Origin of the sequence: Methylocystis sp., assembly GCF_050246715.1 — a bacterium.
In the GTDB taxonomy this organism is placed as follows: domain Bacteria; phylum Pseudomonadota; class Alphaproteobacteria; order Rhizobiales; family Beijerinckiaceae; genus Methylocystis.
This window is the reverse complement of record NZ_JBFWVN010000031.1, coordinates 20,756-38,212: the sequence shown is the minus strand read 5'-3', so window position 1 is coordinate 38,212 and position 17,457 is coordinate 20,756. Positions and strand designations below refer to the sequence as shown.

The window sequence follows — 17,457 nt, the reverse complement described above, 5'->3', positions numbered from 1 at the left end:
ACAACTTCCGCCGCCTGCTCGCATGGCTGGCGCTTCTGTGGGCCTTGTTCCTGAGCGTCCTCGACGACGCCAACGCCTCAAATCGCCGACTAATCGCCGCTTAAATCGCGTTCTTCACGGGCGACTCTTTGGTTTGAATAAGGCGTTCCCACTTCGCCAGAGGTCTTTGGCCTAGCCGAGCGTCTGCATATTTGGCATCACATAGAAAAGGCTTAGGTTCGATTTGCTCAGTTTTGCCGTGAGCCATTAGGTTCCTGAAATCTTGCAATTGGGCGATTGTTTGCAAGGGCCGTTTGCCGGTACCTTCTGGAAATTTGATCTTTAAAAGTTCGCAGAGCAGTTTGAACTTCTTTGGGGGCGGCAAAGGCTCCACGCTTTCCCAGCAAGTTATCAAGTTATTGCCAACGTGATTGAGGTAAGCCTCGAATGCAAATGCAGTCAAAACGATGCTGGAAAGGAACTGCCAGGAGGAACCTTTCTCGTTTTCAATACCGCGCTCCAGGACGCACCTCGATGCATGCCAAAGCTCCGCGTACATGTGCACGGTCTTTTTTTGCGTAATTCGGACTTTGGCTGGTTTCTTCGTCACTGCAAGAAAGCCTCGGTGCTGCGATTCCTATCTAAGGCAATAATCGACAATCGATTTGTGTAGCAGGACTTTTTGGTGAGGCCCGCGGGCTTCCGTGCGCCAGTAGAGTCAGCACATTTAACATCAATTTGAGTTTCATATCCCAGCTCTTGAGGACGACTTGCGGCGGGCGCCGTGGCGGATGCCGTGAATGATAACCTCGGTTTCCATGGCGCTATAGAAAATCAGATAGGGGTAAGGATAGACGACCAAGCGGCGAAGTCCGTTCTTGCTGGTCAGATGGCCCGCTTGCGGATGCTCCAGGAGGAGCGCCGTCATCGCCTGAATTCGAGCTTTGATTCTAAGTGCACCCTGTGGCGAACGCGCGTCGATGAAAGAAAGAATCTCGTCGAGTTCAGCGGCGGCGCGGAGCGTGTAGCGAAGCTTCACAACCCATGCTTCGCCCAGATGGCTCGCACTTGATCGTCGGTCGCAAACTCGTCCCGCTCGGCCTGCGCCAGAGATTCCTCGAAAGAGGCTTCTTCTTCGGGTGAGAGCTGCATGGCCGGCGTCTGTTCGCCTGTCATCGCGATGATGACGCGCGCCATCTCATCCTGCATGGCCGCCGGAAGGCTGCGCGCCGCCTCGAAGGCCTTTTCAAGTAGTTTCGTCATCGCGCAAGTTTAGCGATTTGTTCGAGCGCGGGAAAGATTTTCCGCAAGGCGCGGATGCCCGCGCCGCGCGCGGGCATGACGCGGCGGCTACTTCTCCGGCGGCAGCAGCGCCAAGAGATCGGCCATTTTCGGCGCGGCGGCGGGGTTCATCATGCCGACGACATGATAGCCGGCGTCGACATGCAGCACTTCGCCGGAGACGCCGCGCGCCAAGGGCGACAGGAGATACACAGCCGTCTCGCCGACTTCCTCAATCGTCACGACGCGGCGTAGCGGCGAATTATATTCGTTCCAGCGCAGGATGTAGCGGAAGTCGCCGATGCCCGAGGCCGCCATGGTCTTGATCGGCCCCGCCGAAATCGCGTTGACGCGAATATTCTTCACGCCGAGATCGGCGGCGAGATAGCGCACCGACGCTTCCAGCGCCGCCTTGGCCACGCCCATCACATTGTAATGCGGCATCCATTTCTCGGCGCCGTAATAGGTGAGCGTGAGGAGCGAGCCGCCCTCCGTCATCAGCTTCTCGGCGCGCTGCGCCAGAGCGGTGAAGGAGTAGCAGGAGATGTTCAGCGACATCTGGAAGTTTTCCAGCGTCGTCTCGACATAGCGCCCGTCGAGCTGGTCCTTGTCGGAATAGGCGAGGCAATGCACGACGAAATCGATTTTGCCCCAGAGCTTCTCGATCTCGGCGAAGACGGCGTCCATTGTCTCAGGCTCGGCGACGTCGCAGCGCCCCACGACCTGCGCGCCGATCTCCGCCGCAAGCGGGCGCACGCGCTTTTCGAGAGCCTCGATCTGATAGGTGAGCGCCAGTTCGGCGCCGGCGTCGGCGCAGGCCTTGGCGATGCCCCAGGCGATCGAGCGATTGTTGGCGACGCCCAGAATGAGCCCCTTTTTTCCCTTAAGCAGTCCAGCGAATAGGGCGGCGGGCGCAGCTTGTTGTGTCATGCGTGTCTGTTTCCTGGGCCTGAAATCCCGTCCACGGCGCTCGCCGTTTAGCGTGGTTTTGACGCAAAGGAAACCCTCGCGGCAGAGGGGCCGGCGGGCGGGAAATCGGGCCCTCAAATCGCGGCGAGCATAGCCAATCGCACGGCTTTGCCCTATCATTCGATAGGAAACGTCACTGGCCGCGCAGACAAGCGACAAGAGCGAGCGGAGCGCGCCGCATGGGCAGAAGGTCCGATATCATCGCGGGGCTGAGCGGCGCGACTCCGGCGCTCAGGCGTTACGCTCGCGCGCTCTGCGCCGGCGCAGGCCAGGCCGTCGCCGACGATCTTCTCCAAAGCGCGCTACAATCGGTCGGCGCGCGGATACGCGCCCGCGAACTGCGCCCGGCCGATCTCGCCGAGGCGCGAATCGAAACCTATGCCACGCTTGTCGCGCTCGCCGAGAAAAAGCTCGCCAACGCGCCCGGCCCGGCCTCGCGCCACCCGCCGATCGTGCACGGCCTTGCCGGGCTTGGCTTCGAAGAGCGCGCCGTGCTGTTGCTCGTCTCGCTCGAGGGCTTCGGCTATGAGGCGGCGGGTCGAATCGTCGGCGCGACGCGGGAAATCGCGCTGGCGCGGTTGATGCGCGGCCGCGCGGCGCTCGGCGCGGAAGGGCTGCGGCCGGTCGCGCCGCTCGAGGGCGGCCGTCGCGCAGCCTCGCATCTGCGAGTCGTGAAGTAGCGCCATGACGCCCTCGGCGCTTATCGAAGAAGCCGATCTGCATGCGCTTGTCGACGGCGAACTCGACCCCGAGCGGCGGCGCAAGGTCGAGGACCATCTGCTGCAACATCCCGACGACGCCGCGCTCGTCGAAAGCTGGCGGCGCCAGAACGCGGCGCTGCGCGCCGCCTTCGAGCCAGTGGCGTTGGAGCCGCCGCCGCTGTCGCTGCGTGAGGCGGCGGCGCGTCCGCCGGCGCCGCCGGCTGGTCAGGGGCCGATCGAAACCGGCGCCATCCATTGGGGACGCCCCGGCGCGGCGCCGCGGCCGGCGCGTAAGCTTGATGAAATCCGCGCCAGCCGCCGGCGGCAGGCGCTCGCCTCGACGCTGCTCACGCTCTTTGCCGGCGCGGCCGTCGCGGTTGCGGGGCTGCTCTTTTTGGCGAGCAGGCCGCCGGCGCAGCGCCCGACGCTGACTGTGGCCGCCACGAGCTATACGGCGCGCGCCGGGCTGACCTACGCAACTTATGCGCTCGATGCGCGGCCCGTCGAGATTGACGCCGGCCGGCGCGGCGAGCTTCTCGCATGGCTGCAGGAGCGCGTCGGCATTTCGCGCGCGCCGGACTTGAGCGGCGTCGGGTTGCGGCTCCTTGGCGGACGCGTCGCGCCGGGCGTCGCGAGCCCGGCGGGTTTTCTCGTCTATCAGCGCGCCGACGGCGGGCGCGTCGGCCTTTATTTCGAGCGCGCCGACGCCGTCGCCGCGCCGTCCGGTCAGCGCGGGCAGGGGATTTCAGTCATCGAATGGCGGACGGGCGGCTTCGCCTTCGTGCTCGTCGGCGTTTTGCCGCCGGACGCCATGCAGGCGGCGGCTGAAGCGGCCGCCGCCGCGGTCGTCGCGGCGCCGCCGGAGGCGCGATAGCGCTTGAATCAGGCCATCTTGGCGCGCGGATCGTAAGGCTGGGCGTCCCGCCATTCGCGCATCCGAGCGTCAAGATCGGCGGAGGATGCTTCCGGCAGCATGATCTTCAACGAAACATAAAGATCGCCGGCGATCTTGCCATCGGACGCGGGCAGTCCCTTGCCGCGCAGCCGCAGCACTCGCCCGCTGTTGGAGTGCGGCGGGATCGTCAGCTCCACCTTGCCGTCGAGCGTCGGCGTCTCGATGCGTCCGCCAAGCGCGGCCTCATAAATCGTCACAGGCAATTCGAGCCGTAAATCGCGGCCGTCCAGCTTGAAATAGGGATGCGGCGCGACTTTCACGGTGACGATCGCGTCGCCGGGTTCGCCGCCCATGGCGCCGGGTTGGCCCTGGCCGCGCAGGCGGATCTGTTGGCCATCTTCGATCCCTGCGGGGATTTTCACTTCGAGCGTGCGTCCGCTCGGCAGGATGACGCGCGCCGAACCGCCGTGGGCGACAGTCTCGAGCGGCGCGGTGGCGGTGGCGACAACGTCGTCGCCGCGCGTCGGTTGCGGCGCGCCGCGACGGCGCCCGCTGGCGCCGAAGAGATCGGCGAAGAGGTCGGAAGGATCGAAGCCGCCGCGTCCCCCCGGCGCCTCATTGCCGAAATGAAATTCGTAATGTTGGTCGCCGCCCGGCGCGCCGCCGCCCGTGCGCCAGCCGCGGTTGAAGCCGCCGGGACCTCCGCCGGCGCCGAAGCCTTCGAAGCCGGTGAAGCGAGGCTTGCCGTCCGGACCGATTTCCCCCTTGTCGAATTGCGCCTTTTTCGTCTCATCCCCGACGATTTCGTAGGCCGAATTGATTTCGGCGAAGCGTTCCTTGGCTTTCGCGTCGTCCTTGTTGCGATCGGGATGAAATTTTTTGGCGAGTTGGCGATAGGCCTTCTTGATTTCGGCGGGGCCCGCCGTTTTCGCCACGCCGAGAACGTCATAAGGGTCGCGCATAATTTTCCAATGAGCCCATGTGAGCGCCTGCCCTCTGCGGCGCAGACGCGTATGTCCTATTTATTATCTGGGAGAAGGCCGCCCGCAACGCAAGCGGCGAAGGTCATGTCGCGATAAAGGCTAACGCGACCGCGAAGCGAAAAAAGCGGCAAAACGCTCCCGCGCCTCTGGAGAAGTCAGCGCTTTCTCGAACAGCGCCGCTTCCGCGTCAATCCGCGCCAAAATTTCCTTTGGGTCGCCGCGCATCAGCCGCCGAGCGGCGCGAAGCGCCTGAGTCGGCTTCTCGGCCAGGCGCCGCCCGGCGTCCATCGCAAGATCGAGGACCGCTTTGGGGGGCGCGATCCGATTGACGAGGCCGAGCCGCAGCGCCTCCTCGCCGTCGAAGCCGTCGCCGAGCAGCAGATATTGGGACGCCCTGGCCATGCCGAAACGCTCTGGAACCAGCAGGCTCGCGCCGCCCTCCGGCGGCAGGGCGAGGTCGATGAAAGGCATTCTGAACCGGGCGTCAGGGCTCGCGTAAACGAGGTCGCAATGAAACAGAAGCGTGGTTCCGACGCCGACGGCGTCGCCGGTCACGGCGGCGACGAGCGGCTTGTCGAAACCCGCCGCGGCGCGAATGAAAGCCAGCGCCGGAAAGGTTTCGGCGCTCGCCGCGAAATCGCGAAAATCGGCAAGATCATTGCCGGAGGTGAAATTTCCGCCTGCGCCGGCGAAGACGATCGCGCGCACGGCGTCGTCGCCGGCCGCCGCTTCGAGCGTCGCGACCAATGCGCGATACATTTCGCGATCGAGCGCATTTTTCTTTTCGGGGCGGTTCATCAGCAGGCGTAGCACCCCGTAATGCTCGGAAACGACGATCTTTTCGGACATGAAAGCCTCCGCTTCGGATGGGGCGAGGACAAATGGCGCCCGCCCGGCAGGGGCGCGGCGACTCGTCAAACTTTCGAAGGATTTCTGCGAGATGGCTCTGTCGTTGCGAGAATGCCCAAGGATCATCGACGACTTGCCTGCGCCCTACAAGCGGCTAGATTTCGCCGTTATAAAGTCTGCTGAGGGTTGGGGCGCGCCGTCCCCATCCGGAATATGAGCGGCAGGGACATGTCCATCATGAGCCTTCGCGAGAAAACTAAAGGATTTTTTGACAGTGCGCCCGCCCGCGGCCAGAGTTTCGTCTACGCTGCGGAGCAGCGTCTCACCCGAAAAATGGCCCAGGCGGCGCCGCGATGGGTCGAGCCTGCGCATCTATCGCTGATTGGCGCCGTCGGGGCCGCTTTTGCGGCCGCCGCGCTGGTCGGCTGCCATTCATGGCCTGACTTGGTCTGGGTCGTGCCTCTGGCGATGCTGGTCAATTGGTATGGTCTGACGACGGATCTTCCGCTTGCGCGGTTTCGCGGCGACGAAAGTCCGGGCGCAGGAATGGCGCATCACGTCGCCGACCTCTTCTCGCATGTCGTCCTCATCGTCGCCTATGGCTTCTCGCCGTTCCTCACCCTGCGCGCCGCGGCGGCGGTGCTCATATGCTACTTGCTGTTCTCGGCCTATGGCTATATTCGCGCCGCCACCCGGCACATTCAGCAAATGGCTTACATTAATTTGGGCGTGACGGAATTTCGCGTCCGCGCCGCCACCTGGCGCGTTCCGCAAATGGCTTATATTGGCTTGGGCGTGACGGAATTTCGCATCCTCCTCGCGTTCTGGCCTTTCGCCGCGATGGCGCTCGGCATTCCGGAAAGTCTGCACGACCGTTTGCCGGCGATTGACGTCGCCGTCATCGGCCTCGCGCTGGTGGCGGTTTTAGGCCTTCTCGGCAAACTGTTGAAGGACGGACGCAGCATCGCCGCCGCTTCGGCCGCCGCGACGCCAAATCAGGAAAAATAGACGGTCTTCGCTAGAGCTCAAATGCGCCTGCAGGCCTGAGCGCGGGGAACTTTATTAAGGCGCGCGCATTTTGCCTCCATGCGCGCAGCCGTGACGATAGCGCTTGTCGGAGCACTGCTTGGCGCCGGCGGGGCGAGCGAAAGCGCGCGCGCCGGCGCCTCCGCATTTTCGGGCGGCGAAGCGAGCGCCGCCGAGGCTGAAGCCCGCTCGGCCTGGGCGCTTAAAGTCGAAGCGGCTAGACAGAGTTACGCGGCCTTCGCCGCGCGCGCCGAAGCGGAATTTCGCGCGCGACAGCCGGCTCGCATCGACGCCGCTGGCTCAGCGGAGCCCTTCTCGGCCGTCCTCAATGACCCGACGCTTCGTTACAACGATTTGGTCGTGACCTCCGACGGCGTTTTCGCCTTTCGCGGGTCGGAGGCGCTCCGCCACAGCGCGGCGGATTTCGAGCGCCTGCCGGAGGCGCGCATTCGTGCGCTGTCGCTGCGGACGTACGACCAAAGAAATTGAAAAAAGGAGCGATTCTCCAGCCAGATTAATCTCGGCACGCCTTAGCATTTTTTTAGCATCATTCAGAAATCGGTGGCATCTCCGCGATAACGCTGGCATATTGCCCGAAGCTGAACAATTGGAATATCGTATCTCCCGGCGCAGGGTTCGAAGCTTGGCGCCGAAGGCGCATATTGGAGCGACTTTGACAATCGCCATTCCCCACCCGCTACGGCTTGGCCTTGCGCTCTCGCTCGGACTGATGACGTCGGGCTGCGCGATCTTTCCCGCAGCCGGTCCGAGCGGCAAGGACATGGTGGAGGAGGTGAGGCCGAGCCTGGCCGGCGCCGAGCCGAGCTACGCGCTTGTCGAGATCGACCAAAACACCCTCAATGCCCTCGCCCGACGCGCGCCGCCTACATTGCGCGGCTTTTTCGGCGATTACCGGCCGGCCGGCAATCAAACCATCGGCGTCGGCGACTCGATTCAAATAACGGTTTGGGAAGCCGCTTCGGGCGGCTAGTTTTCGTCCGGCGGCGATCGGATGAGCCCAGGCTCACGATCGGCCGCGATTCCGGATCAAATCGTCGGCCGGGACGGTTCGGTCACCGTTCCTTACGCCGGCCGCGTCCAGGTCGCCGGCCGCAGCCAACATGAAGTCGAGGCGGCGATCGTCGAGCGGCTTCGCGGCGAGGCGATCGAGCCGCAGGCTGTCGTCAACGTCACCCGCAATATCACCAACACCGTTACGGTGACCGGCGAAGTCGCCAATGGCGCCCGCGTCCCTCTCAGCCTCCGCGGCGACCGCGTCATGGACGTCATCGCGGCGGCCGGAGGCTATCGTTCGCCTGTCCACGAAACTTTCGTGACCCTGACCCGCGGCGACCGCACGGCGCGAGCGCCCATTCAAGCGCTGCTCGCCAATCCTCGCGAAGACATCTATCTCCGGGCGGGGGACATTTTGACCATCGAGCGCACGCCGCCGACCTTCACGGTCATGGGCGCGACCAGCGCCAACGCCGTCATGCCCTTTGACGCGCGCGGCCTCACACTTGAGGAAGCAATCGGCAGGGCAGGCGGCTTGACGGACTCTCAGGCCGACCCAGGCGGCGTTTTCGTCTTGCGCTATGAGCCGGCGAGCCTTGCCCGCGAATTTCCCAATGTCGCGCCGAGCCTGCTCGAGCGCGGCCCAGTGCCCGTCGCCTATCACCTCAATCTGCGCGAGCCCGCGGCCCTGTTCGCGGCGCGGCGCTTCGCGATCCGCGACAAGGACATCCTGTACGTCAGCAACGCGCCGCTCGTCGACATCACCAGGGTTGTGCAGCTGTTTCAGACGGTCAGTCAGCCGGCGGTTCAGGGCGTCGTGGTCAGCCGCTATCTTAAGTGAGGCATAGACGCCGCTTTGCCCTGGTTTCCGAAACAGCTGCGGATTGTAACGGGAGATCATCGATGCGCCTAAGTTGTGGAAATGTCATCGTTTTACCTGCTTCACGTGTAAGAAGGTAGCCAACGATTTGCACAGAGGCTGACGGGTTGAACGCGTTTTGACGGAGCATTTTTATGGCCAAGCAGCGGATCAACGAGAGCTTCCTTGCGATCAAGGAGCGTGCTGCGCTGTTGGCGTTGACAAAGCGTTTGCCGGATTGGGCGACCCCGGACCACCTGACGGCGATAGGATTGTGTGGCGCCGTTCTCACTCTGCTGAGCTTCGTCGCCTGTCTCTGGTCCCACGTTTTTCTCCTCGGCGTCGTTTTTGGGCTTTTTCTCAATTGGTTTGGCGATTCACTTGATGGCACCCTGGCGCGCTACCGTTCGATTGAGCGCCCGCATTACGGCTACTTCATTGACCATTCCTCCGACCTGATTGCGCAGACCTTAATTATCGTTGGGCTGGGCGTTTCGCCTTATTTCACGGTCGCCTCATCGCTCCTGGTGCTTTCGCTCTATCTGCTAATGAGCTCCTACACCTATTTGAGGGTCGTGACCGAGAGCGTGCATCGTCTTTCTTACGGCGGCATGGGCGCGACGGAATTTCGCATTTTGATCGCGTGCTGGGCGCTTTTCGCCGCTTGCTTCGGTCCCAGCATCACGACCGCGGAGGCTCATGGCTTCGCGGTGCTCGACATCGTCATTGGCGGCCTTTCCATGCTCACCTTCCTGGGCTTCGTCGTCGTCATCCAGAAGGACCTGACGCGGCTGCAGCGCGAGGAGCGCAAAGGAATCACGTCGCTCGAGCCGGCGGCAGAGGCGAACGAGCAATTGGAAGTGGACCAGCAGAGTCTGGTGGAGTCTGCAGCCGGCTGAATCGGCCGCTGACAACGCGTGGTCCGACCCGACCTCAAGTGGCGCCATTTTTCCGTTGCGGCGTACGCGCCCCGTCGATTTCGCCGCAGTGGCGGCGACTTGGTTCCGGCTCTCGTTGAGAGCGCCGGCGCCGGGGCAGGAAGTGGGATGAATTCCAGCGGAACGGTTCTTGTCACCGGCGCAAGCGGATTTATCGGCGGCGCTGTCGTTAAGCGATTGCGCGCGGAAGGAGTCGCTGTGCGCGCGCTCGTGCGTCGATCAAGCCCGCGCGACAATGTCCCAGCAGATTGCGAGGTCGTCGAAGGCGACGTGACCGACCGCGAAAGCGTCCGGCGTGCGATGCTCGGCGTCTCTGCGCTCTTTCATCTTGCGGCCGATTATCGCCTCTGGGCTCCCGATCCCGAACCGGTGATGCGCGTCAATGTATCCGGCACCGAAATCGTCATGCGCGAAGCTCTGCGCGCTGGCGTCGCGCGCGTGGTGCATACGAGCAGCGTCGCGACTCTTGATCCAGATTCAGCGCCTTGCACCGAAACCGACCGGCTCGCGCCCGAGCGCGCCGTCGGCGCATACAAGCTCAGCAAAATTCTTTCGGAGCGGCTCGTCGAACGAATGATCGAAGATGATGGGCTGCCCGCCATCATCGTGTGTCCATCGGCGCCGCTCGGCGCGGGCGACGTGAGACCGACGCCCACCGGCAGGATTGTCTGCGAGGCGATGCGTGGCGGCATGCCCGCCTATGTCGACACCGGACTGAATATCGTTCACGTAGACGATGTCGCGGAGGGCCACATCGCCGCGATGGAAGTTGGCAAATTCGGCGAGCGCTATATTCTTGGCGGAGCCAATCTAACGTTGCGGGAGCTGCTCCTAGAGATATCTCGTGTCACCGGGCGATCGCCGCCGCGCGCGAAATTGCCGCGCTGGCCACTCATGCCTCTCGCTTACGCCAATGAAGTTTTTGCGCGTTTTTCCGGCTCGGAGCCGTTCCTCAACCGCGAAAGCCTGCGACTTTCGGGGAAGCGGATGTTCTTCGACGATTCCAAGGCGCGCCGCACCCTCGGCTACAAAACGCGGCCAACGGCCGACGCCGTCGCCGACGCCGTGCGCTGGTTCGCCGGACGGCGCAGCTAGCATGCGCAGCGTTTGGGCGAAATCGATCATTGCAGCGTGATCTAGAATTGGAGCGGGCGCCATGCGGCCTTTGGCGAATAGCTTGCGAGGCGCGGCGCTCGCGGTTGCGGCTGCTCTCCTGACACAGCCGCTCCTCGCCGCGCAGGACGTTCGCGGCTTTAGCTATTGCGCGCCGCCCTCGCGTCCCGACTGCATCGAGACGTCCGTCTCCGCATTGGCGATGGCCGCTTGCGACGAAGACGTGCAGCTCTTCAAGCGAATGGTGTTTCGCTACCGAGAGTGTCTCGAAAGAGAAATGGAACGCGCTGTGCGCGAAGCGAATGACGTGATCGAGGCTTGGCGATGTCGTCGAGACAAGACGAAGTGCCGAAATTGACGCCGACGTCTGAAAGAGCGCGCCGGCCGGTCATTTATGACGTGACGCGGATCGTGACTCGCGCGCTGAATGCGGCGCCGAACGGGATTGATCGCGTCGATTTCGCGCTTGCCCGCCATTTTCTCGCGCGCAATGAGCGCGTGCGCGGGGGGCTGATTTGCACGGCGATCGGCCCGCGACTCGCCGATCCCGATCTTGCGCTCGAGACGATCGAGGGCGTCGAATCCCTTTGGCGCGAAGACGGCGACGCCGAGGAGGACGATGTCTATCGCAGCCTCGTCGCGGCGCTCAGATCAAAGGAATTTGCAGGCGCTTCGCCGACACGGGCGAGAAAGGCGCCGGATCTCTTATTCCTTCAGCGCAACTGGCGCGCGATGAGCCGTTGGGCGCCTCATCTTGGCCGGCCGTTGCGTGAGGCGCCCCACGGAGCGATTTATTTCAACGTCACGCAGTTTCTCGTCGATCGAAGCTGGTACATGCGCTGGCTCACGACGCGACCGGACATAAAGCCCGTCTTCTTCGTTCATGATCTCCTTCCGATCGAAGCGCCGGAATTTTTTCGCGCAAGAGAAGCGCTGCTGCATCCAAGGCGCATCAGCAATATTTGCCGCTATGGCGCAGGCGCCATCGTCGGATCGCACGCGCTCGCCAAGCGCCTTCGCCAATATGCAGCAGAAAACGGAAGGCCGGATCTTCCGGTTTGTGTCGCGCGCCTGCCGGTTTCGCCCTGTTTCCTGACGCCCGCCGAGCCGCCTGCCGCGCTCGAAGGCGTCAATTATTTCGTGGTCTGCGGCACGATCGAGCCGCGAAAAAATCATCTCACCCTGCTCAATGCATGGCGCGAGCTGGCGCTCGGTGCTGCTCCGCCAAAGCTTGTCATCGTTGGTAAGCGCGGCTGGCTCAACGGCGCAGTCATCGAAATACTAGAGCGTAGCGTTGTCCTGCGTCCGCACGTCATCGAAGCCGGCGGGCTGTCGACGCCGGGATTGCGCCGATTGCTTGCGGGGGCGCGTGCTTTGCTGATGCCCTCCTTCGCTGAAGGCTTCGGTTTGCCTGTCGCTGAAGCGCTCGCGGCGGGAACGCCGGTCATCGCCTCCGATATCGAAGCCTTTCGGGAAGTCGGCGGCGATGCGATCGACTATGTCGATCCGCTCGATGGCCGAGGATGGCTGCAGGCGGTGCGTGACTATTCGACGCCGCACTCTCCTCGTCGGCGCGCCAAGCTTGAGCGCAACAAAGCAGCCATCTCCGATTCGGATGCGTTCATTGCAAAGATTGACGAGTTCATCGCAGAATTATAAAGCGGCGCTCGATCGTAAGCGCATGGAGCGCGCTTCACGCGTAAGTGAGTGGGTTCAAATAATTCGCAGCGCGCTCCAGAGTTCAATCCAGTTGATCTTTCGGCATGGCGCGCGCTCAAAACCAGACGCCGAGGCGGCCGTTCGGACAAAGGACTTTACGTGAATATTTTGGATCCAGCGCCGGAAGCCGCGCGCAAGACGCTAAGCGAGGAAGACTTGGCGGCGCTCGCCAATTTTCGCTTCGCGCTGCGCAAATTCCTGGCGTTCAGCGAACAAGTCTCGGCCGACCATGGCGTCACCATGCAATGGTATCAGGCGCTGCTTGTCGTTCACACCTATCAAGGCGCGAAACACATTAGCGTCGGCGAACTCGCCGAGCAGCTGATGATCCGCGACCACAGCGCCGCGGAACTCGTGTCGCGCTTGGCGCTGGCGAAACTCGTCAGGCGAAAGACCGATCCGAATGATCGTCGTCGTTCGCTTGTCGTCATCACGCGCGCAGGCGAACGGCGGCTCTTCGAACTCGCCGCCGTGCATTTGAAGAAGCTGCGGGAATCGAAGGGCGCCTTCGCGAACTTGTTTCGTATGGCTGCGGAATCATAGATCACGCTGCGTAGTCGCCTGAACGCAGCGTGATCTAGTAGCCGGTCATTTCGAGATAGCCTTCTCCCTGATGCGAACCGCTGAACCGGATCGGTCCCTCCCAATAGGCGGCATCCGTTCCCATCCAGCTTCTCGGATTGAGCGGCTGCGTCTTAATGTCGACGCCCCGACTGCTGATCCGAACGCGCCAGCGAATCGGGATGTCGCGATCGGCGATGCGCATCGTCTCTAAGGGTTCGATCGCGATGTCTTCGCGCAGGATCGGCGAGGTCGCGCCTTCGGCGCCGATCCAATTGCCGAAAAGATAGGGCGCCGCCTTGATGCTGCGCATGCGATACAGCATCAGTCTGGCGCCGCCGTCAAAATGCAGCGCAAACCAATCCCAGCCTTTTTGATCTGACCCGAGCGGCTGGCTCGACCATTCGCGATCCATCCAGGCGCGGCCGGAGACCTGTGTTTGGCGGCCATGGATGGAAAGAGAACCCTGCGCCGTAAAGAACGGCTGGCTGTAGTAATAGGAGGCCTGCCCGGCGTCGGATTTGCGGCTATAGCCGCCTTCGCCCTGCAAGACGATCGGCCCCGTGGCGGTCAGATCGAGCGCATAGGCGAAATTTCCGTCGCCGGCTGAAACGTGCGGCCGATCAATCCCGTCGCCAGTGGAATCGTCGCGGGTTTCGAGAAGCCAGTCGTCGATAAAAGCGCGAAAGGGCGAAGCCTCGACGCCCGCCTGGCCAATGCCGCCGCGCGCGAATTTTTGTGCGAAGAGATGTTCGCTTGCGCTCGTCGCCGCCGCATGGGCCATCCACACATTGCGGTCGTCCCAGCCGGCGCGTGCCGAATTCGGCGCCATGGCGAAGCGAAACAGCGTCCATTGGACGCCATAAGAGGCGCCGTCCGCGCCGTTTAAGTTCGCGGTGACGTACCACCATTCGGTACGAAAATCTTGATGCGCGCCATGGTCTTTGGGAAAGATGAGCGGCCTTCCGGGCTGCGGAAAGGCGAAGCCCGGCGCGGTTTCGCCGAAATTGCGAAGTCCTTGCGCCAGCGCGCTTGTCGACGACAGCGCAAGAAGCAGCGCCGATCGCCTCGACATCGCGGTCCCCATGCGTTTGCGCGAAGCATTCGGGGACTCAGCGTTCATTGGAGAAGACTTTGAGCAGTTCGGTGGGCGCGGCGCGCGCGAGCCTTAAGACGGGAACGAGCGCGGCAAAAAATGCGGCGCTGAGCGCAATAAGGAAAACCGTGAGCCATTGCGCCGGAAACATATGAAACGGCAGCCGCCATCCGAAGGCGGCGACATTGACGAAAGCGACGAGGCACCATGTCATGAACAGGCCAAGCGGCGTCGCGAATAGGGCGGCGACGGCGGCGAAAGCGACGACCCGCATCATTTCCAGCGCTGCGAGTTTTCGGCGCGTCGCGCCCAGCGCCCAGACCGGCGCGATGCGCGCGCGCCGCATATCGCTGAGCGTCAGCAGACTCGCGAAAAGCGCGACGCCGGAGACGATCAGCGTCAGCGTGTTCAATGCAGCCGTTACGGCGAAGGTGCGTTCGAAGACCTCCGTCGAGAGTGATTTAAGTTCGGATTGATCGACGATGCGCGCGATCTTTCCATCGAAGAGCCGTTGCATATTGTCGATGACGCGCGCCGTCGCATCGGACGCGACGCGCAGGCCGTAATGCACGCCTGAAGCATCGTCGAAATAGCGTTTCAAGCTTTCGTGATCGATGCGCAGCTGACCCTTGGGATTGCCGTAATCGGGAAAAATTCCGACGATGCGCGCGCGCCAATCCTGCGTTGAGGTTGGAATGTCGAGCATGGCGCCCAGTCCGACGCCGAGCCGGCGCGCCAATTGCTCGCTGACAAAGACGGCGTCTTCGGCATGCAAGGCGGTCCACGCGTCGGGCGTCGCCTCCAACAAGGGAAAATGCGCCGAATAGGTTTCGTGCGGCGTCATGCCGATAACATCGACAGGCCATCCGCCAATCCGCGTCTTGGCGCGCCAGAGAGGCAGGATCGCCGATATGTCCTTTTGCGCACGCGCCCATGATTCAATGTCGCGCGCGTCGGCGGGCGTCGCGGCCTCGAAATAGATTTCGGCGGCAAGGCGCGCATCGAGCCAGCGCGTGAAGGTTTGGCGAAAGCCTTCGACCATGCCGCCGACGCCGATATTGGCCGCGAGTGCGATGAGCAACGCCATCAACGCCAGCGACAGGCCGGAAATTTCCTGCCGCCCGTCGGCGAAGAACCAGCGCGCGAGCGGCCGACGCGCCAGATGTTCGCCAAGCGCCAAGGCGCCGGCGAGCGCGACCGGCAGGAAAAGCGCGGCGGCGAGAAGCGAAAAACCGATGACGGCGAAGCCATATTGGAGCCCGTCGCCAAAATGATAGGCGTAAGCCGCGGCCAAAAGGGCGAGGATCGCGAGCGCCGCCTGTCGCCGCAAATAGCGATGATGCTCCGTCCGCCAGGCGATTGGCCGCGCGATCGACAGCGGCGGCAGCCGCAATGTTTTTGCTAAGCCGCTCGCCGCCGCGAGAACGGCACCGGCGCCGGCCATGACGAGCCCGGAGAGCAATGCGCGCAGATCGATGGTCAGGTTTTCCGAAATCAGCGCGCCATAAAGGCTTTCGAGACTTTTCGCGACATCGGGTAGAAGCGCCTGCGCGATCGCGTAGCCGCCGAAGACGCCCGCGCCGCCGGCCACTACGGCGAACATCGCGATTTCGCACGCCATGGCGGCGACGAGATGTGGCGCCGCGACGCCGAGCGCGCGCAAGGTCCGCAGGGTCGGCAAACGCTGTTCGAAGGCGAGGCCATAGGCGGCATGGGCGATGAACAATCCGACGAGGAAGGCGAGGAAGCCGAAGGCGGTGAGATTGAGATGAAAGCTGTCGGTCAGGCGAGAAAGCTCGCTTTCGTCGTCCGCCGCGACAAGCCGCAATGTATCGCCCGCGACGCGCTTGAGCCGCTCTTCGTCGAGCGCATCATTATTCGCGATGATGAGACGCGAGAGCCTGCCGGGTCGATCGAGCAGACGCTGGGCGACGCCGATGTCGACGACGATCGCGCCGGTCGGCGCTTCGGCGAGCGCCGCCAGCGGCGGCAATTGCCGACCGCGCTCGGTTTGCGGCTGCGCGCCCTCGGCGAGATCAAGCCGCCGCAGCGTCTGCGGCGCAGCGAAGCCGCGGCCCTCGCCTGAAAAGAAACCCTCGAGCACTTCCGCGCGCTTTCGCTCATGCGCGATCGGCGAACCACGCGGCAGCGACACCGGCTCGACGCCGATGATGCGAACATTCTTGTCTCCGATCCGGGCCGCGCCTTCGAGGACCGGCGAAACCTCGACGCCGGCGCGACGCAGCTTCACGAAAAGCTCTTGATCGAAGAGCCCGCCGCGCGCGGCGACGAGCGATCGTGCGCGGCCGCCCGAAATTGCCGCCGTCGCGGCGTCATAGCTCATGCGCGCCTGAGCGTTGAGCGCCTGAACGCCGCTCCACAGCGCCGTGGCGATGGCGAGGCCGGCGACGAGCGTTACGAGATTCCCCGGGCGTCGGCGCCAATGGCTCAACAGCGCGGCGAGCGCCCAGAGAGTCTCTCTCATGCGACAACCATTTGAACGGCTCGGATGTCATTCCCGACGCGCAAAGCGCGATCGGGAATCCAGAACCATGCCAACGTTCTTGGAGTGGCCCTGGATTCCCGGTCAGGCCTGCGGCCTGCCGGGAATGACAAGATCCTAGCAAACGGAATTCGCATCATTGCGCCGCCAGAACGCCGGCGTCGAGCCGCACGCGACATTGCAGCCGGGCGGCGAGCCGCTCGCTGTGCGTCGCCATGAGAAAGGCGCAGCCCGTCGCGGCGACGAGATCGAGCGCGAGCGCCAATACCTTATCGCCGCTCGCTTCATCGAGATTGCCGGTGGGTTCATCAGCGAGCAGAAGTTTCGGGCGCACGGCGAGCGCGCGGCCGATGGCGACGCGCTGCTGCTGCCCGCCGGAAAGCTCTTCCGGATAGCGCGCGGCGAGCGCGGCAAGCCCAAGACGATCGGCCAGCTCTTCCTGCCAGGTCGGGTCGAAGCGTCCGGCGAGGCGCGCCTGAAAACCAAGATTCTCGGCGACGGTCAGGCTCGGAATCAAATTGAACTGCTGAAAGACGATTCCGATCTTTTCGCGCCGCGCGGCGGCTCGCGCATGTTCGGAGAGAAGCGTCAGCGCGACGCCGTCGAGAATGATCTCGCCGGCGTCGGCGTCGTCGAGCGCGCCGACAAGATGAAGCAGCGTGCTCTTGCCGCTGCCCGACTCGCCGGTGAGCGCCAGACTGGCGCCGGCGGCGAGTGCGAAGTCGACGCCGCGCAGCACGGGAATGGCGCCCTGCGGCGTCGAATAGGATTTATGAAGCCCCTCGACGCGCAACATTGGCGCGGTTTTTCGCTTGGCTTCGAGATGTTCCGGCGTCGCGTGAATCGACAAGCCATGCGCCCTGCTGGGCCGGCGAAGGCGGCCGGCGCGCCAGACCTATATATGGCCCGCCGCGCCGATCGCCCAAACGCGCCGTCACATTAACGGGCGAGAATAACGCCGCCTTAGCCCG

Annotated in this window: 20 protein-coding genes; 11 read left to right on the top strand and 9 right to left on the bottom strand. The window is 63.4% G+C overall.

The genetic code is table 11. The features are described from left to right. Positions 1 to 100: 100 nt before the first annotated feature. The 4 genes from AB7I51_RS11105 to fabI form a co-directional block, all read right to left on the bottom strand. Positions 101 to 589 carry a hypothetical protein gene (locus AB7I51_RS11105; protein ID WP_428404393.1) on the bottom strand — a complete coding sequence of 163 codons (489 nt, stop codon included), beginning with the start codon at positions 587 to 589 and terminating at the stop codon, positions 101 to 103. Between the two features lie 135 nt (positions 590 to 724). After that, positions 725 to 1,018: a type II toxin-antitoxin system RelE/ParE family toxin gene (locus tag AB7I51_RS11100; protein ID WP_428404392.1), complete on the bottom strand. Its 294-nt coding sequence runs from the start codon at positions 1,016 to 1,018 to the stop codon at positions 725 to 727. Beyond that, the gene (locus AB7I51_RS11095) at positions 1,015 to 1,242 is read right to left on the bottom strand and encodes a hypothetical protein (RefSeq protein WP_428404391.1); all 228 of its coding nucleotides are present in this window, start codon (positions 1,240 to 1,242) and stop codon (positions 1,015 to 1,017) included. Before AB7I51_RS11095 ends, AB7I51_RS11100 begins: the two co-directional genes overlap by 4 nt. Positions 1,243 to 1,329: 87 nt before the next feature. Then, complete coding sequence (gene fabI, locus AB7I51_RS11090; RefSeq protein ID WP_428404390.1) at positions 1,330 to 2,190, bottom strand: enoyl-ACP reductase FabI; 861 nt, start codon at positions 2,188 to 2,190, stop codon at positions 1,330 to 1,332. Positions 2,191 to 2,408: 218 nt separating this feature from the next. On the opposite strand from fabI, the gene AB7I51_RS11085 reads away from it, so the two are divergent. Beyond that, complete coding sequence (locus AB7I51_RS11085; RefSeq protein WP_428404389.1) at positions 2,409 to 2,909, top strand: RNA polymerase subunit sigma-70; 501 nt, start codon at positions 2,409 to 2,411, stop codon at positions 2,907 to 2,909. A 4-nt stretch (positions 2,910 to 2,913) separates the two neighbouring features. Next, positions 2,914 to 3,804 carry an anti-sigma factor family protein gene (locus AB7I51_RS11080; protein WP_428404388.1) on the top strand — a complete coding sequence of 297 codons (891 nt, stop codon included), beginning with the start codon at positions 2,914 to 2,916 and terminating at the stop codon, positions 3,802 to 3,804. A gap of 8 nt (positions 3,805 to 3,812) precedes the next feature. Here the strand turns inward: AB7I51_RS11080 and AB7I51_RS11075 are convergent, their stop codons facing one another. Both AB7I51_RS11075 and AB7I51_RS11070 read right to left on the bottom strand, forming a co-directional pair. After that, the gene (locus AB7I51_RS11075) at positions 3,813 to 4,787 is read right to left on the bottom strand and encodes a DnaJ C-terminal domain-containing protein (protein ID WP_428404387.1); all 975 of its coding nucleotides are present in this window, start codon (positions 4,785 to 4,787) and stop codon (positions 3,813 to 3,815) included. A 120-nt stretch (positions 4,788 to 4,907) separates the two neighbouring features. After that, positions 4,908 to 5,657 carry an enoyl-CoA hydratase-related protein gene (locus tag AB7I51_RS11070; protein ID WP_428404386.1) on the bottom strand — a complete coding sequence of 250 codons (750 nt, stop codon included), beginning with the start codon at positions 5,655 to 5,657 and terminating at the stop codon, positions 4,908 to 4,910. A 237-nt stretch (positions 5,658 to 5,894) separates the two neighbouring features. On the opposite strand from AB7I51_RS11070, the gene AB7I51_RS11065 reads away from it, so the two are divergent. The 9 genes from AB7I51_RS11065 (at position 5,895) to AB7I51_RS11025 (ending at position 12,869) form a co-directional block, all read left to right on the top strand. Beyond that, the gene (locus AB7I51_RS11065; RefSeq protein ID WP_428404385.1) at positions 5,895 to 6,665 is read left to right on the top strand and encodes a hypothetical protein; all 771 of its coding nucleotides are present in this window, start codon (positions 5,895 to 5,897) and stop codon (positions 6,663 to 6,665) included. A 90-nt stretch (positions 6,666 to 6,755) separates the two neighbouring features. Then, positions 6,756 to 7,172, top strand: a complete 417-nt coding sequence (locus AB7I51_RS11060; protein WP_428404384.1) for a hypothetical protein — start codon at positions 6,756 to 6,758, stop codon at positions 7,170 to 7,172. A gap of 184 nt (positions 7,173 to 7,356) precedes the next feature. Further along, entirely contained in the window at positions 7,357 to 7,674 is a 318-nt protein-coding gene (locus AB7I51_RS11055) for a hypothetical protein (protein WP_428404383.1), read from the top strand. A gap of 21 nt (positions 7,675 to 7,695) precedes the next feature. Continuing rightward, positions 7,696 to 8,538, top strand: coding sequence for a polysaccharide biosynthesis/export family protein (locus AB7I51_RS11050; RefSeq protein ID WP_428404382.1), 843 nt, complete (start codon positions 7,696 to 7,698; stop codon positions 8,536 to 8,538). Between the two features lie 173 nt (positions 8,539 to 8,711). Beyond that, positions 8,712 to 9,455, top strand: coding sequence for a CDP-alcohol phosphatidyltransferase family protein (locus AB7I51_RS11045; protein WP_428404381.1), 744 nt, complete (start codon positions 8,712 to 8,714; stop codon positions 9,453 to 9,455). Between the two features lie 147 nt (positions 9,456 to 9,602). Continuing rightward, positions 9,603 to 10,589, top strand: a complete 987-nt coding sequence (gene hpnA / locus AB7I51_RS11040) for a hopanoid-associated sugar epimerase (RefSeq protein WP_428404380.1) — start codon at positions 9,603 to 9,605, stop codon at positions 10,587 to 10,589. A gap of 61 nt (positions 10,590 to 10,650) precedes the next feature. Further along, a complete protein-coding gene (locus AB7I51_RS11035) occupies positions 10,651 to 10,965 on the top strand; it encodes a hypothetical protein (protein WP_428404379.1) in 315 nt (104 codons plus the stop codon). Further along, complete coding sequence (locus tag AB7I51_RS11030; RefSeq protein WP_428404378.1) at positions 10,932 to 12,266, top strand: glycosyltransferase family 4 protein; 1,335 nt, start codon at positions 10,932 to 10,934, stop codon at positions 12,264 to 12,266. The genes AB7I51_RS11035 and AB7I51_RS11030 overlap by 34 nt, the downstream gene beginning before the upstream one ends. A gap of 159 nt (positions 12,267 to 12,425) precedes the next feature. After that, the gene (locus AB7I51_RS11025) at positions 12,426 to 12,869 is read left to right on the top strand and encodes a MarR family winged helix-turn-helix transcriptional regulator (RefSeq protein WP_428404377.1); all 444 of its coding nucleotides are present in this window, start codon (positions 12,426 to 12,428) and stop codon (positions 12,867 to 12,869) included. 34 nt (positions 12,870 to 12,903) lie between these two features. Here AB7I51_RS11025 and AB7I51_RS11020 read toward each other — a convergent pair whose 3' ends face one another. The 3 genes from AB7I51_RS11020 to AB7I51_RS11010 all read right to left on the bottom strand — a co-directional run bounded on the left by AB7I51_RS11020 (position 12,904) and on the right by AB7I51_RS11010 (position 17,282). Then, on the bottom strand, positions 12,904 to 13,962 hold the full coding sequence (locus AB7I51_RS11020; protein WP_428404376.1) for a lipocalin-like domain-containing protein: 1,059 nt from the start codon (positions 13,960 to 13,962) through the stop codon (positions 12,904 to 12,906). 37 nt (positions 13,963 to 13,999) lie between these two features. Next, positions 14,000 to 16,468: an FtsX-like permease family protein gene (locus AB7I51_RS11015; protein WP_428404375.1), complete on the bottom strand. Its 2,469-nt coding sequence runs from the start codon at positions 16,466 to 16,468 to the stop codon at positions 14,000 to 14,002. A 154-nt stretch (positions 16,469 to 16,622) separates the two neighbouring features. After that, entirely contained in the window at positions 16,623 to 17,282 is a 660-nt protein-coding gene (locus AB7I51_RS11010) for an ABC transporter ATP-binding protein (RefSeq protein WP_428404394.1), read from the bottom strand. Positions 17,283 to 17,457: the final 175 nt, after the last annotated feature.

What these genes read in the sequence shown, in the direction of transcription:
- AB7I51_RS11095 (WP_428404391.1), bottom strand. Translation starts at nt 1,242, where the DNA reads ATGACGAAACTACTTGAAAAGGCCTTCGAGGCGGCGCGCAGCCTTCCG.
- fabI (WP_428404390.1), bottom strand. Translation starts at nt 2,190, where the DNA reads ATGACACAACAAGCTGCGCCCGCCGCCCTATTCGCTGGACTGCTTAAG.
- AB7I51_RS11085 (WP_428404389.1), top strand. Translation starts at nt 2,409, where the DNA reads ATGGGCAGAAGGTCCGATATCATCGCGGGGCTGAGCGGCGCGACTCCG.
- AB7I51_RS11080 (WP_428404388.1), top strand. Translation starts at nt 2,914, where the DNA reads ATGACGCCCTCGGCGCTTATCGAAGAAGCCGATCTGCATGCGCTTGTC.
- AB7I51_RS11075 (WP_428404387.1), bottom strand. Translation starts at nt 4,787, where the DNA reads ATGCGCGACCCTTATGACGTTCTCGGCGTGGCGAAAACGGCGGGCCCC.
- AB7I51_RS11070 (WP_428404386.1), bottom strand. Translation starts at nt 5,657, where the DNA reads ATGTCCGAAAAGATCGTCGTTTCCGAGCATTACGGGGTGCTACGCCTG.
- AB7I51_RS11065 (WP_428404385.1), top strand. Translation starts at nt 5,895, where the DNA reads ATGAGCCTTCGCGAGAAAACTAAAGGATTTTTTGACAGTGCGCCCGCC.
- AB7I51_RS11050 (WP_428404382.1), top strand. Translation starts at nt 7,696, where the DNA reads ATGAGCCCAGGCTCACGATCGGCCGCGATTCCGGATCAAATCGTCGGC.
- AB7I51_RS11045 (WP_428404381.1), top strand. Translation starts at nt 8,712, where the DNA reads ATGGCCAAGCAGCGGATCAACGAGAGCTTCCTTGCGATCAAGGAGCGT.
- hpnA (WP_428404380.1), top strand. Translation starts at nt 9,603, where the DNA reads ATGAATTCCAGCGGAACGGTTCTTGTCACCGGCGCAAGCGGATTTATC.
- AB7I51_RS11035 (WP_428404379.1), top strand. Translation starts at nt 10,651, where the DNA reads ATGCGGCCTTTGGCGAATAGCTTGCGAGGCGCGGCGCTCGCGGTTGCG.
- AB7I51_RS11030 (WP_428404378.1), top strand. Translation starts at nt 10,932, where the DNA reads ATGTCGTCGAGACAAGACGAAGTGCCGAAATTGACGCCGACGTCTGAA.
- AB7I51_RS11020 (WP_428404376.1), bottom strand. Translation starts at nt 13,962, where the DNA reads ATGTCGAGGCGATCGGCGCTGCTTCTTGCGCTGTCGTCGACAAGCGCG.
- AB7I51_RS11015 (WP_428404375.1), bottom strand. Translation starts at nt 16,468, where the DNA reads ATGAGAGAGACTCTCTGGGCGCTCGCCGCGCTGTTGAGCCATTGGCGC.
- AB7I51_RS11010 (WP_428404394.1), bottom strand. Translation starts at nt 17,282, where the DNA reads ATGTTGCGCGTCGAGGGGCTTCATAAATCCTATTCGACGCCGCAGGGC.